Here is a 12,911-nt window from a genome sequence, read left to right as displayed (position 1 = left end):
TCGTCAGAATTCAGCGGTCCCTGCCGCACGTGGATAGGGGATGGCGTCGCGGATGTTGGACAGGCCGCACACGTAGACCAACAGGCGCTCGAAGCCGAGACCGAAGCCGGCATGCGGTACGGTGCCGTAGCGGCGCAGGTCACGATACCAGCCATAGGTCGCAGTATCGAGGCCGAACTGGGCCATGCGGCGGTCGAGATAGTCCAGCCGTTCCTCGCGCTGCGCGCCGCCGATGATCTCGCCGATGCCCGGTGCCAGCACGTCCATTGCCGCCACGGTTTTGCCGTCGTCGTTCAGGCGCATGTAGAACGCCTTGATCGCCTCGGGGTAATTCATCACGACCACGGGACGGCCGATATGTTTCTCGGCGAGGTAGCGTTCGTGCTCGGTCTGAAGATCGATGCCCCAGGCCACCGGATACTCGAACTTTTCGCCCGACTTCTTCAGGATCTCGATCGCGTCGGTGTAGTCGATGCGCTCGAACGGCTTGGTGATGAACGCCTCCATCCGGCTGATCGCGTCGCTCTGCACGCGCTCGGCGAAGAACGCCATGTCGTCCGCGCGCTCGTCCAGCACCGCCTTGAAGATCGCCTTGAGGAAACCTTCGGCGCAATCGGCATTCGCTGTGAGGTCGGCGAACGCGATCTCCGGCTCCACCATCCAGAACTCGGCCAGATGGCGTGCGGTGTTGGAATTCTCGGCGCGGAAAGAGGGGCCGAACGTGTACACCTTGCTCATCGCCAGGCAGTACGCCTCGACGTTGAGCTGGCCGGACACGGTGAGGAACGCTTCGCGGCCGAAGAAATCCTTGCGGAAGTCGATCTTGCCGTCCGGCGTGCGCGGCAGGTTGGCCAGGTCCAGCGTGGACAACCGGAACATCTCGCCGGCGCCCTCGGCGTCGGAAGTGGTGATGATCGGCGTGTTGATCCAGAAGAAGCCCTGTTCGGTGAGATGGCGATGGATCGCCGTCATCATGGTGTGGCGCACGCGGGTCACCGCGCCGAACAGGTTGGTGCGCGGGCGCAGGTGGGCGACCTCGCGCAGGAACTCCATCGAGTGCTGCTTGGGCTGGATCGGGTAGGTTTCCGGATCGTCGACCAGACCGGTGACCTCGACGCTGTCGGCCTGGATCTCGAACGCCTGGCCCTTGCCCTGCGACGGCACCAGGGTGCCGGTGACGATCACGCCCGCACCGGCGGTGAGGTGCTTCACTTCGCTTTCGTAATTGGCCAGGGTGGCCGGTGCCACCGCCTGGATCGGATCGAAGCAGGAGCCGTCGGTGACATTGACGAAAGACAGCCCGGCCTTGGAGTCGCGCCGGGTGCGAACCCAGCCGCGCACGGTGACCTTGCTGCCGGCTTCCATTTGGCCGGAGAGCGCGTGCTTGACGCTGCATACCGTCGGGCTGACCGCCGTCATGAATTGAAACTCCTGATTGGGCGCCGCATATCGACGCGTGTGGGCAAACCGGCATGATAATGTAGTACACGTCGGACCCGCGACCTTTCGCCCGATTTTGTCCGGCTTGTTCCGTTCGTTCCACCGAGTTGCCCATGACCATCACGATCACCCCTGCCGCCAACCAGCGCATGCGCCAGTTCCTCGACCAGTCTCCTGCTGCCGCGGGCATTCGCTTCGGCGTGAAGCGCACCGGCTGCTCGGGTTTCGGTTATGTGGTGGATCTGGCCGAGGCCGTCGGTGCGGAGGACCAACTGGTCGAAGTCGATGGCGTGCCGGTAGTGGTGGACAGCAAGAGCCTGCCACTGGTCGACGGCACGGTGATCGATTTCCAGCGTCAGGGCCTCAACGCCAGCTTCGTGTTCCACAACCCCAACGCCACCGGGGCGTGCGGCTGCGGGGAAAGCTTCACCGTGAGCTGAGCCGGGCAGGGCGCCGACCCGTGGCGCCATCGGAGGAGTCCGCACTCTTCGGGTTCCCGTTCGCCCGCGCGCCGAGACTTGCGCTCAAGTCACTGTCACGCTTACACTTCCGCTTCTGTCCGCGCTGCAAAGGGCCGACAGGACACTTGCCTCACCGCACCTGCGGGAGGCTGCGAGGCCGTTTTTGGCCGCATCCACAAGGAGTTCCTCCAAGATGACCCTGCGTCATTACGAAGTCGTGTTTCTGGTCCACCCTGACCAGAGCGAGCAGGTCCCGGCGATGATCGAGCGCTACAAGGCGCTGATCGAGACCGACGGCGGCAAGATCCACCGTCTGGAAGATTGGGGCCGCCGTCAGCTGGCTTACCCGATCGTCAACCTGGCCAAGGCACATTACGTGCTGCTCAACATCGAAGTCAGCCAGAGTGCGCTGAACGAGCTGGAGTCGGGTTTCCGCTTCAACGACGCCGTGCTGCGCCACTTGGTGATCCGTCGCGACGAGGCCGATCTCGAGCCGTCCTTCATCCTGAAGTCGAAGGAAAAGGACGATGCCAAGACCTCGCGTCGCCGTGACGACGACAGCGATGGTGACGAGCGCCCGGCCCGCCGCGAGCGCAACGACAGCGATAGCGACAACGATCGCGACAGCGACGACTGATCAGGAGCCACGACATGTCCAAGTTCTTCCGCCGCCGCAAGTTCTGCCGCTTCACTGCCGAGAAGGTGAAGGAGATCGATTACAAGGATCTCAACACCCTGCGTCAGTACATCACCGAAAACGGCAAGATCGTGCCGAGCCGCATCACCGGCACCAAGGCGCGTTACCAGCGTCAGCTGGCCACGGCCATCAAGCGCGCGCGCTTCCTGTCGCTGTTGCCGTACACCGACAACCACGACGTCTGATCCCGGAACCCTTCTCCCCGCCGGGGAGAAGGTGCCCGCAGGGCGGATGAGGGGGGGGGCTCGCGACAGCGTTGATTCGAAGCGTGCTTCGATCGATGCCAGCGCAAATCCGCCCCTCGCTCCATCCGCCCTCTGATGGGAAACACCAGCAACATTCGGACAACCGTCCACGGCTGCGCCGGCCATTCCGGTGCTAACGAAAAGGAATCATCATGGAACTCATTCTTCTCGAGAAGGTGCGCAACCTCGGCAACCTCGGCGACAAGGTCGTCGTGAAGCCGGGTTACGGCCGCAACTACCTGCTGCCCCAGGGCAAGGCCGTGCGTGTGAACGCCGAGAACCTGGCCGCGTTCGAGCAGCGCCGCGCCGAGTACGAGGCAAAGGCCGACAAGCAGTTGTCGGATGCCCAGTCGCGCATGGCCAAGCTGGCCGACGTGTCGGTGACCATCGAAGCGCACGCCAGTGCCGAGGGCAAGCTGTACGGCTCGGTCGGTCCGCGCGATATCGCCGAGGCGCTGCAGGCCGTCGGTCATGACGTCAACAAGGGTGAAGTGATCCAGGGCGAAGGCCCGATCCGTCACACTGGCGAGTTCGACGTGGTGATCAGCCTCCACGCCGACGTCGAGACCAAGGTCAAGGTGATCGTGGTCGGCGAGAAGTAAGCCGCCGCGATACCGTACCCGGGACGGGCGCCTCAGGGCGCCCGTCTGCTTTTGGGCGCGGCCGGGGTTTTATCCCCAGCAACACACAGCTTATCCACAGAGTTGTTGTCTCGCCCCGTGCGACGTCGCCGCGTATGCTCACAGGCAGCACCGGCCAGCGCGTCCGCGGGGCGTGTGCACGCCCTTCGCGAGGTAGATCCATGTCCTTTGTTCCCGAGCGCCATTCCGAGCGGGCCCCGTCGTTCGAGTCGCTGCGCGTGCCGCCGCACTCGATCGATGCCGAGCAGGCCGTGCTCGGTGGCCTGATGCTGGCGCCCGATGCGCTGGACAAGGTGGCCGATCGCCTCGGCGAGGGCGATTTCTACCGCAAGGACCATCGCCTGATCTGGCGGGCCATCACCGAGCTGGCGAACAAGGGCATGCCGTGCGATGCGGTGACCCTGGGCGACTGGTTCGATGCCAACGGCCTGGCCGAGATGGTTGGTGGCGCCAGCTATCTGGTCGAGCTGGCCAATGCCACGCCCAGTGCGGCGAACATTGCCGCCTATGCCGAGATCGTGCGCGAGAAGTCGGTGCTGCGGCAGCTGATCGACGCCGGCACCTCGATCACCGAGGACGGTTATCGCCCGGAAGGCAAGAGCGTGCAGGAGGTGATGGAAAGCGCCGAGCAGCGCGTGTTCCACATCGCCGAATCCGGCGCGCGCGGCAAGAAGGATTCGGTCTCGATGCGCGAGGCGGTGAAGGATGCCTTCCGCCTGCTGCACGAGCGTTACCAGAACCGGGGCCAGCTCACCGGCGTCTCCAGCGGCTTCACCGACCTGGACGAACTGACCTCGGGCCTGCAGCCGTCCGACCTGATCATCGTCGCGGCGCGTCCGTCGATGGGCAAGACCGCGTTCTCGGTGAACATCGCCGAGGCGGTGGCCTTGCGCGCGAAGAAGGCGGTGGCGGTGTTCTCGATGGAAATGTCCGCCTCGCAGCTGGCTTTCCGCCTGATCTCCTCGGTCGGCCGCATCCACCAGCAGCACCTGCGCAATGGCGACCTGGCCGAGGAAGACTGGCCGCGCGTCACCAACGCCATCGCACTGTTGTCCGAGGCGAAGATCTACATCGACGATACCCCCGGCCTGTCGCCGGTGGAGTTGCGTTCGCGCGCGCGCCGCCTGCATCGCGAACACGGCGGGCTGGGCCTGATCGTGATCGACTACCTGCAGCTGATGCAGGTGCCCGGAAGCAAGGAGAATCGCGCCACCGAAATTTCAGAAATTTCGCGTTCACTGAAGGGGCTCGCCAAGGAACTGAACGTGCCCGTGATCGCCCTTTCGCAGTTGAACCGCTCGCTGGAACAGCGCGCCGACAAGCGTCCGATGATGTCCGACCTGCGCGAATCCGGCGCCATCGAGCAGGACGCCGACGTGATCATGTTCATCTACCGCGACGACTACTACAACAAGGAATCGCCGGACAAGGGACTGGCCGAGATCATCATCGGCAAGCAGCGTAACGGCCCCACCGACACGGTGAAGCTCACCTTCCTCGGCCACTACACCAAGTTCGAGAACTACGCGCCGGATTCCTTCGTGGGGGCGTTTGATTGAGAACCGCGGTGCAGAGCGTGTCGTTTGCAGCGTCGTCGAGCCGGTGTTTCGGCAATGGCCGATCACGTATCCGGCGTTTTCCATGCGCGCTTGGCCAGGCCGTGCTTCAAGCCTTGCAGCGGCGTCATCCCAGCGAACGCTGGGATCCAGTGACTTTAGTTCCAGGAATGCGCAAGGCGCTGGATTCCAGCGTTCGCTGGAATGACGAGCTTTCGGAGCCTGTAAAAAATTCATCCGTTCGCCGCAATGGCCGTTCAAGCCCGTTGGTAGGAGCCCGCTCGCGGGCGATGCTGTTATCCGGGATTCGAGAGAGCATCGCCCGCGAGCGGGCTCCTACGCGACCACTTCGGATCTTTCGCCGTCCATGAGCCGCACCACGGTCGCCACCATCCATCTCGGCGCCTTGCGCCATAACCTGGCGCGAATCAAGGCGCTGGCCGCGCCGGCGAAAGTGATGGCGGTGGTCAAGGCTGATGCCTACGGCCACGGACTGGAACGGGTGGCGCGCGCGCTGAATGGCGATGCCGAAGCCTTTGCCGTGGCCGCATTGGGCGATGGCCTGCGCCTGCGTGCGGCCGGGCATCGGCAGCGCATCGTGGTGCTGTCCGGCCCTGATCAGTCCGGTGATATTGCCGAGATGCAGCGGCTGGGTCTGGATGCGGCGATCCACCATTCGGCGCAACTGGCGTGGCTGGCCGAAGCCAGCGCGTCGCGCGGGCGCCTGCGGGTGTGGCTGAAGATCGACAGCGGCATGCATCGGCTCGGTTTCGCTCCCGCGGACGTGGCCGACGTGCACGCGCGATTGGCGGCGATGCCGGGGATCGATCCGGATATCGGCCTGCTCACCCATTTCTCCGATTCGGAAGTGTTCGATGGCGCGCAGACGCCGGCACAGATCGCCCGTTTCAATGCCGTGACAGCCTCGTTCAGCGGGCCGCGTTCGCTGTCCAATTCTGCCGCCGTGCTCGGCTGGCCCGACGCACGCGGCGACTGGGTACGCACCGGTGGCTTGCTGTACGGGTTGTCGGTGGTCGAGGGCAAGAGCGGTGCCGATTTCGGTTTTCGTCCCGCGATGACACTGAGCACCCGGCTGATCGCGGTCAATCGCGTCGGCAAGGGCGAGCGCATCGGTTACAACGGCACCTGGACCTGCCCGGAGGACATGCCGATCGGCGTGGCCGCGGTTGGTTACGGCGATGGCTACCCGCGCAGTGCCAAGGCCGGTACGCCGGTGCTGGTGGGTGATCGATGCGTGCCGTTGGTCGGGCGCGTGTCGATGGATTTGATCACGCTTGATCTGCGCGAAGCGCCACAGGCGAAGGTCGGTGATCGCGTGACCTTGTGGGGCCCTGAGTTGCCAGCGGAAACCGTCGCCGCGCAGTCCGCCACGATCTCCTACGACCTCACCTGTGGCATGACGCGGCGGGTATTGTTCATCGAGGACGAGGGCTGACACGCGCTGTGGGTCTAAGCGTCTCGTCGCATGCGATCGGTGCGGGCTAAGCTTTCTCCATTCCTTTTCTGACCGGATCCACGCATGGCCAAGGCCAAGACCGCCTACGTTTGCACCGACTGTGGTGCCGAACACCCGAAGTGGCAGGGCTCGTGCGCCGAGTGCGGCGCCTGGAACACGCTCAGCGAATTCGTGGTGCAGCCGGCGAAGGTCGCCGCTGCAGGCGGGGCTCGCAACAGTGGCTACGCCGGCAAGGCGGCCGGTGCGGCGAAGGTGACCGCGTTGACCGAGGTGGCGACGGCCACCGAATCGCGCACACTGACCGGCATTGGCGAGCTGGACCGCGTGCTCGGTGGTGGCCTGGTCGACGGCTCGGTGGTGCTGATCGGCGGCGATCCGGGCATCGGCAAGTCCACACTGCTGCTGCAGATGCTGGGGCGGATTGGCGCGCACCTGCCGGGCGTGTACGTCACCGGCGAGGAATCGCTGGCCCAGGTGGCTTCGCGCGCACAGCGCCTGGATCTGCCGCTGGAGCCGTTGCAGGCGCTGGCGGAAACCTGCATCGAACGCATTCTCGAACAGGCCATGGCGACGCGGCCACGCGTGCTCATCATCGATTCGATCCAGACCATCTGGACCGAGTTGCTCACGGCTGCGCCCGGTTCGGTATCGCAGGTGCGCGAGTCGGCAGCCAAGCTGACGCGCTTCGCCAAGGAGAGTGGTACCAGCGTGCTGCTGGTCGGCCATGTCACCAAGGAAGGCGGCATCGCGGGACCGCGCGTGCTTGAGCACATGGTCGATGCGGTGCTGTATTTCGAGGGCGAATCCGGTTCGCGTTTCCGCGTGCTGCGCGCGTTCAAGAATCGCTTTGGCGCGGTCAACGAGCTGGGCGTGTTCGCGATGTCCGACAAGGGTTTGCGCGAAGTGCCCAATCCGTCGGCGATCTTCCTTTCCGCGCATAGCGAGCCGACCGCCGGCAGCGCGGTGATGGTGACGCGTGAAGGCACGCGGCCGTTGCTGGTGGAGGTGCAGGCGCTGGTCGACCAGAGCTCGCTGGGTAATCCGCGCCGCGTGGCGCTGGGCCTGGAGCAGAATCGCCTGGCGATGCTGCTGGCGGTATTGCACCGCCATGGCGGCGTAGCGGCTTACGATCAGGACGTGTTCGTCAACGTGGTCGGCGGCATCCGCGTGCAGGAAACCGCGGCGGATTTGCCGGTGCTGCTGGCGATCCGTTCATCGCTGCGCGATCGTCCGCTGCCGGACAAGACCGTGGCCTTCGGTGAAGTCGGTTTGTCCGGTGAAATCCGCCCGGTACCCAACGGCGAGGAACGCCTGAAGGAGGCGTCCACGCATGGCTTCAAGCGCGCCATCGTGCCCAAGGCGAATGCGCCGAAGAAAGGCCGCGTGGGCGAGATGGAAGTGATCGGCGTCGAGCGCCTGGTGCAGGCCCTCGACGCGGCAGGCTAGTCCGACGAGCTATTGGTCTCTGGAGGCCAAACGATGGCTTGTGCCGCAATGATTCGCTGGCCATCGAAAGCAAGTGCCGGTGAGCCGTGCAGCACGTAGCCGAGAGCAAGCGCGGCACTGACGCGGTGGCAGAAAGCAGTGTCGTCCGGTCCGGTCAGCAGGCGGTAGACCGGCAGGTTGTCAGGTGGTTGCGACATGCTCGTTCCGATGATGGCGGGGCTGCGCGAGGTGCTCAGGGCGAACGCTGCAGGATCACTTCCAGCACGAACTTCGAACCGAAGAAGGCCAGCGCCAGCACGGCCATGCCGATCAGGGTGAGATTGACCGCGCGGGTGCCGCGCCAACCGTGACGCCAGCGGCCCCACAGCAGCGCGCCGAAGATCAGCCAGGCCACCACGCTGAGCACGATGGTATGCGCCAGGTGCTGGCTGCGGATGTTCTGCACGAACAGCGCGCCGGTGAGCAGGGTCAGGGTGAGTCCGCCGAAGCCGGCACCGATCAGGCGGAACAGCAGCGCTTCGGTCTGGGTCAGCGGTGGCAGGGCGCGGATCAGCCGGCCGGGACGATGCGAGCGCAGCGCGCGTTCCTGGATGGCGAGCAGAATCGCCAGCACCGCGGCAATCGACAGCAGGCTGTAGGCGAGCAGGGCGATGGTGACGTGCAGGGTGATCTGCCAGTCCATCGGCAGCGGTCGCGTCGGCGGCGCCACGAAAATATCCAGCGCCAGCAACAGCGCAGCCAACGGAAACACGATCACGCCCAGCCCGGCCACCGGTCGCGACAGGTTCACCAGCAGAGTCAGCGCCGCCACCACGCAGGCGACCAGCGACAACGCGGCGAAAAAGTGCAGGTCCAGACGCCCACCATGGGCACCCAGCAGTACGCCCGCATGCAGCAGCACGGCCAGCGTGGCGGCACCGAGTCCCAGGCGCTGCGGCGTGCGCGGACAGCCGGTCAGCGGCGCCGCCAGCAGCGTGGCGCCGCCCGCATACAGCACGATGGCGAGAATGGATGGCAGTACGAGTGACATGACGTGGAAGTGTGGCACAGGCTCTTGGTGGACGTGAATGCTTCTCATCGCATGATCGGCACTTGCAATATTTAGATATTTGTCTAAATATCTAGCTATACCTGATTGACGATGCGGATCATGAAGCAGCAGGAAGTGTTCAAGGCCATGGCCGACCCGACCCGGCGCGCGATCCTCAAGCGCCTGCAGGGTGGCTCGTTGACGGCCGGCGAGATCGGCGCGGCGTTCGACATCACGCCGGCCTCGCTGTCGCATCACTTCGCCGTGCTCAAGCGCGCCGACCTGGTGCGCACCGAGCGGCGCGGCCAATACATCGTCTATTCGCTCAACAGCACCGTATTCGAGGATCTCGCCCGCATGGTGCTGGATCTGTTTCCGTCAAAAGGAAACACCGGAGGAAAGAAATGAAACCCGCACGCACACTGATTGTGTCAGCCATCTTCGCGGTGATTGCCGTGGGTGTGGCGATCTGGCTGTATCCGCACCTGCCTGCGCGGGTGCCCATCCATTGGGATGGCCAGGGGCACGCCAATGGTTATGCGTCGCGCTTCTGGGGCGTGGCGATATGGCCGCTGATGATCATCGTCTTGGCCGCGCTGACGGTGCTGCTTCCGTGCATCTCGCCGCGCAGGTTTGCCATTACGCCGTTCGCCGACGTTTACGGCGGCCTGATGCTGGCCATCCAGGGCGCGATGCTGGTGATCGGCGTGACAGCGCAATTGGGCTCTGCCGGTTACCCGGTGCCGATATCCACCGTGGTGCCACTGGTTGCCGGCGTGCTGCTGGTGGTCGTGGGCAACTACATGGGCAAGCTGCGCCGCAATTTCTTCGTGGGCATCAAGACGCCGTGGACACTGGCCAGTGAGGCGGTGTGGGAGCGCACCCATCGCCTAGGCGGCTGGCTGTTCGTGCTGGCTGGCGTGGCGATGGTGGTGGATGCGCTCGCTGGAGGCGCAGGCTGGTGGATGCTGGTGGCGGTGGCGGTCGCCTGCCTGGTTCCCGCGGCTTATTCGTATGTGGTCTATCGGCGCCTGGAGGGGCGCCATCCTTCCATGGGAGGTCGCTCATGAACACACGTTTGTCGATCCGTGCCGTGCTGGGTGTTGCCTTGCTGGCCACCGCACCGGGGCACGCGAAGGCCGCCGTGCCGGCAACAAGTTGCGCGGCACACGCCAGTGCCGTGCTCGACGCGCTGGTGCGCGGCGACGACGTTGCCGCGGGCAAGGACTTCGCGCCAAGCCTGGCGGCGCAGCTGGACGCTGCAACGCTGGCGAAGGTGTGGAGCACGTTGCAGGCGCAGGCGGGGCGCTACGTATCGCATGGCGCTGCGCAAGGCGCATACATCCGAGATCAACCGGTGACGGTCACCCCGGTGCATTTCGCCAAAGTGCCACTGGGCATGGTGGTCCAGTGCGATGGCAGCAGCCGGATCACCACGCTGCGCTTCGCGCCACAGGAGCAACTGGCGCTGGCAATCCAGAAAAGTGCGCCGGTGCCGGTGCGGGCGCATGTCGAGGCCGATGGCGTGCGTGTGCAGCCGATGGCGGTCGTCTCGCCGTTGGGCCCGCTGAAAGGCGTGTTGACCTTGCCGCCCGGCAAGGGGCCGTTTCCGGCCGTGGTGATGGTGGCAGGCTCCGGAGCCCACGACTTCGACGAGACGGTGGGTCCGAACAAGCCGTTTCGCGACCTTGCCGAGGGGCTGGCCAGAGCGGGCGTCGCCTCGCTGCGGTACGACAAGCGTCCTTACGATTACAGCGACTGGGGGACGAAAGGCGGCTACAACGTCGACGCCGAGGTAACCGATGACGCCGTGACCGCAGCGCATGCGCTCTCCGCGCTGAAGGCGATCGATCCGCGCCGTGTCTACGTGCTGGGCCATAGCCTGGGCGCGATGATGGCGCCGCGCATCGGCCAGCGTGATCCGCAGCTGGCAGGCCTGATCTTGCTGGCGGCGCCGGCCAGGAGCTTGCTGGATGTGCTGATTCAGCAGTTCCATGAGCAGGATCCGCCCAAGGTGGCGACCCGGAAGATCGAAGCCCTTCGCCATGAGCAGAAGCTGCTGGCGCAGGCCACGCCGGGGCAGCCACCGCGTGGCACGTTCTTCGGTCAGCCGCAAAGCTACTGGCAGAGCCTGAACGACTACCACCAGGTGGCCGTGGCCCAATCGCTGGGCATGCCGATGCTGTTCCTGCAGGGCGATGCCGATTTCCAGGTCTCGCCAACACTCGACTTCGCGGTATGGAAGCGGGACATGGCCGGCACGCCGACCGCCACCTTCCACCTCTACCCCGGGCTGGGCCACCTGTTCATGCCGGCCGCGCAGACCGGCAGTGATTATTCGAAGCCCAGTCACGTCGATCCCCGTGTCATCCGCGATATCGCTGCCTGGATCGGGCGCCGATAGACGGCCATTACAGCCGGGCCGGGCCATCGCGCAGCGGACCGGCGGGTGGACAGCGTGGTCCCGGCGCGCCCATGCCATGGTCGCGTCCCGTATACTGGAAGCTTTCCGCATCCTCGTTGCCCGCCATGTTCGAATCGCTCAGCCAACGCCTCTCCACCACCGTCAACCGCCTGCGTGGCCGCGGTCGGTTGACCGAGGAAAACATTCGCGAGTCCCTGCGCGAGGTGCGCATTGCCCTGCTGGAAGCCGATGTGGCGTTGCCGGTGGTGCAGGCGCTGATCGAGCGCGTGAAGGTGCGCGCGGTTGGTCAGGAAGTCATCAAGAGCCTGTCGCCGGGCCAGGCGCTGGTGAAGGTGGTCAGCGACGAGCTGACCAAGGTGATGGGCACGGTCAACACCGAGTTGAACCTGGCCCAGCAGCCGCCGGCGGTGGTGCTGATGGCCGGCCTGCAGGGCGCCGGCAAGACCACCACCGTGGCCAAGCTGGCCCGCTTCCTGACCGAGCGCAAGAAGAAAAAGGTGATGGTGGTGAGCTGCGACGTCTATCGTCCGGCCGCCATCGAGCAGTTGCGCACGCTGGCCGAGCAGGTCGGCGTGAAGTTCTTCCCGTCCGAGGCGGGCCAGAACCCGGTGGACATCGCCAAGGGCGCCATCGCGGCGGCCCGGCGCGAGGTGGTCGACGTGCTGCTGGTGGATACCGCCGGCCGCCTGCACGTGGACGAGGCGATGATGGCCGAGATCAAGGCGCTGCATGCCGCGATCACCCCGGTCGAGACCCTGTTCGTGGTCGATTCGATGACCGGCCAGGACGCCGCCACTACCGCCAAGGCGTTCAGCGAGGCGCTGCCGCTCACCGGCGTGGTGCTGACCAAGACCGACGGTGATGCGCGCGGCGGCGCGGCCCTGTCGGTGCGCTATGTCACCGGTCGGCCGATCAAGTTCCTCGGTGCCGGCGAGAAGACCGATGCGCTGGAGCCGTTCCATCCCGATCGCGTGGCGCAGCGCATCCTCGGCATGGGCGACGTGCTCTCGCTGGTCGAGGAAGTCGAGCGCAAGGTCGACCAGGAAAAGGCGCAGAAGCTCGCCACCAAGGTGATGAAGGGCAAGCGCTTCGATCTCAACGACATGCGCGACCAGCTCGAACAGATGAACAACATGGGCGGCCTGGCGGGCCTGATGGACAAGCTGCCCGGCGTGTCCGGGTTGCCCGACAGCGTGAAATCCAAGGTCAACGACGGCGAGATCAAGCGCATGGTCGCGATCATCCAGTCGATGACCAAGAAGGAACGGCGCCATCCCGATCTGCTGAACGGTTCGCGCCGCGCCCGTGTCGCCAAGGGCTCGGGGAACCAGCCGGCCGACGTGAACCGCCTGCTGAAGCAGTACATGCAGATGGAAAAGATGATGTCCAAGCTCTCCCGCGGCGGCAGCAAGGGCCTGCTGCGCCAGATGCGTGGCGCGATGAAGGGCATGGGCGGCATGGGCGGGATGGGCGGGTTGCCGCCGCGCTGACAT

General features: G+C 65.3%; 14 protein-coding genes. 11 read left to right on the top strand and 3 right to left on the bottom strand.

Translation table 11 applies throughout. The annotated features are described in order from the left end of the window. Positions 1-3 precede the first annotated feature (3 nt). Complete coding sequence (gene asnS / locus BMY90_RS08790; protein WP_092703316.1) at positions 4-1,419, bottom strand: asparagine--tRNA ligase; 1,416 nt, start codon at positions 1,417-1,419, stop codon at positions 4-6. A 134-nt stretch (positions 1,420-1,553) separates the two neighbouring features. On the opposite strand from asnS, the gene BMY90_RS08785 reads away from it, so the two are divergent. The 7 genes from BMY90_RS08785 (at position 1,554) to radA (ending at position 7,963) form a co-directional block, all read left to right on the top strand. After that, complete coding sequence (locus BMY90_RS08785) at positions 1,554-1,880, top strand: HesB/IscA family protein (RefSeq protein WP_008213234.1); 327 nt, start codon at positions 1,554-1,556, stop codon at positions 1,878-1,880. A 214-nt stretch (positions 1,881-2,094) separates the two neighbouring features. After that, on the top strand, positions 2,095-2,538 hold the full coding sequence (gene rpsF, locus BMY90_RS08780; protein ID WP_008213233.1) for a 30S ribosomal protein S6: 444 nt from the start codon (positions 2,095-2,097) through the stop codon (positions 2,536-2,538). A gap of 14 nt (positions 2,539-2,552) precedes the next feature. Further along, positions 2,553-2,783: a 30S ribosomal protein S18 gene (gene rpsR / locus BMY90_RS08775; protein WP_008213232.1), complete on the top strand. Its 231-nt coding sequence runs from the start codon at positions 2,553-2,555 to the stop codon at positions 2,781-2,783. A gap of 212 nt (positions 2,784-2,995) precedes the next feature. Further along, complete coding sequence (gene rplI / locus BMY90_RS08770; protein ID WP_008213230.1) at positions 2,996-3,445, top strand: 50S ribosomal protein L9; 450 nt, start codon at positions 2,996-2,998, stop codon at positions 3,443-3,445. Positions 3,446-3,645: 200 nt separating this feature from the next. Further along, entirely contained in the window at positions 3,646-5,043 is a 1,398-nt protein-coding gene (locus BMY90_RS08765; RefSeq protein WP_008213229.1) for a replicative DNA helicase, read from the top strand. Positions 5,044-5,407: 364 nt separating this feature from the next. Next, a complete protein-coding gene (gene alr, locus BMY90_RS08760; RefSeq protein ID WP_092703314.1) occupies positions 5,408-6,496 on the top strand; it encodes an alanine racemase in 1,089 nt (362 codons plus the stop codon). An 84-nt stretch (positions 6,497-6,580) separates the two neighbouring features. Continuing rightward, positions 6,581-7,963 (top strand): DNA repair protein RadA, encoded by a 1,383-nt coding sequence (gene radA, locus BMY90_RS08755; protein ID WP_008213227.1) that lies wholly within the window; start codon positions 6,581-6,583, stop codon positions 7,961-7,963. Here radA and BMY90_RS08750 read toward each other — a convergent pair. Beyond that, complete coding sequence (locus tag BMY90_RS08750) at positions 7,960-8,160, bottom strand: DUF1737 domain-containing protein (RefSeq protein ID WP_092703312.1); 201 nt, start codon at positions 8,158-8,160, stop codon at positions 7,960-7,962. The two genes, radA and BMY90_RS08750, sit on opposite strands and share 4 nt — an antisense overlap. Before the next feature lie 35 nt (positions 8,161-8,195). Continuing rightward, positions 8,196-8,993, bottom strand: coding sequence for a cytochrome C assembly family protein (locus BMY90_RS08745; protein ID WP_092703310.1), 798 nt, complete (start codon positions 8,991-8,993; stop codon positions 8,196-8,198). Positions 8,994-9,113: 120 nt separating this feature from the next. Between BMY90_RS08745 and BMY90_RS08740 the strand changes: the two genes are divergently transcribed. The 4 genes from BMY90_RS08740 (at position 9,114) to ffh (ending at position 12,908) form a co-directional block, all read left to right on the top strand. Continuing rightward, positions 9,114-9,401 carry an autorepressor SdpR family transcription factor gene (locus BMY90_RS08740; protein ID WP_092703366.1) on the top strand — a complete coding sequence of 96 codons (288 nt, stop codon included), beginning with the start codon at positions 9,114-9,116 and terminating at the stop codon, positions 9,399-9,401. Then, the gene (locus tag BMY90_RS08735) at positions 9,398-10,063 is read left to right on the top strand and encodes an SdpI family protein (RefSeq protein WP_092703308.1); all 666 of its coding nucleotides are present in this window, start codon (positions 9,398-9,400) and stop codon (positions 10,061-10,063) included. The genes BMY90_RS08740 and BMY90_RS08735 overlap by 4 nt, the downstream gene beginning before the upstream one ends. Continuing rightward, positions 10,060-11,397: an alpha/beta hydrolase family protein gene (locus BMY90_RS08730; protein ID WP_092703306.1), complete on the top strand. Its 1,338-nt coding sequence runs from the start codon at positions 10,060-10,062 to the stop codon at positions 11,395-11,397. The genes BMY90_RS08735 and BMY90_RS08730 overlap by 4 nt, the downstream gene beginning before the upstream one ends. Before the next feature lie 125 nt (positions 11,398-11,522). Next, the gene (gene ffh / locus BMY90_RS08725) at positions 11,523-12,908 is read left to right on the top strand and encodes a signal recognition particle protein (RefSeq protein WP_092703304.1); all 1,386 of its coding nucleotides are present in this window, start codon (positions 11,523-11,525) and stop codon (positions 12,906-12,908) included. The last annotated feature ends 3 nt before the right edge of the window (positions 12,909-12,911 follow it).

It is taken from the genome of Rhodanobacter glycinis (assembly GCF_900114325.1).
In the GTDB taxonomy this organism is placed as follows: domain Bacteria; phylum Pseudomonadota; class Gammaproteobacteria; order Xanthomonadales; family Rhodanobacteraceae; genus Rhodanobacter_A; species Rhodanobacter_A glycinis.
Note: the sequence above shows the minus strand (reverse complement) of the source record. Positions and strands in the feature narration are given on the sequence as shown.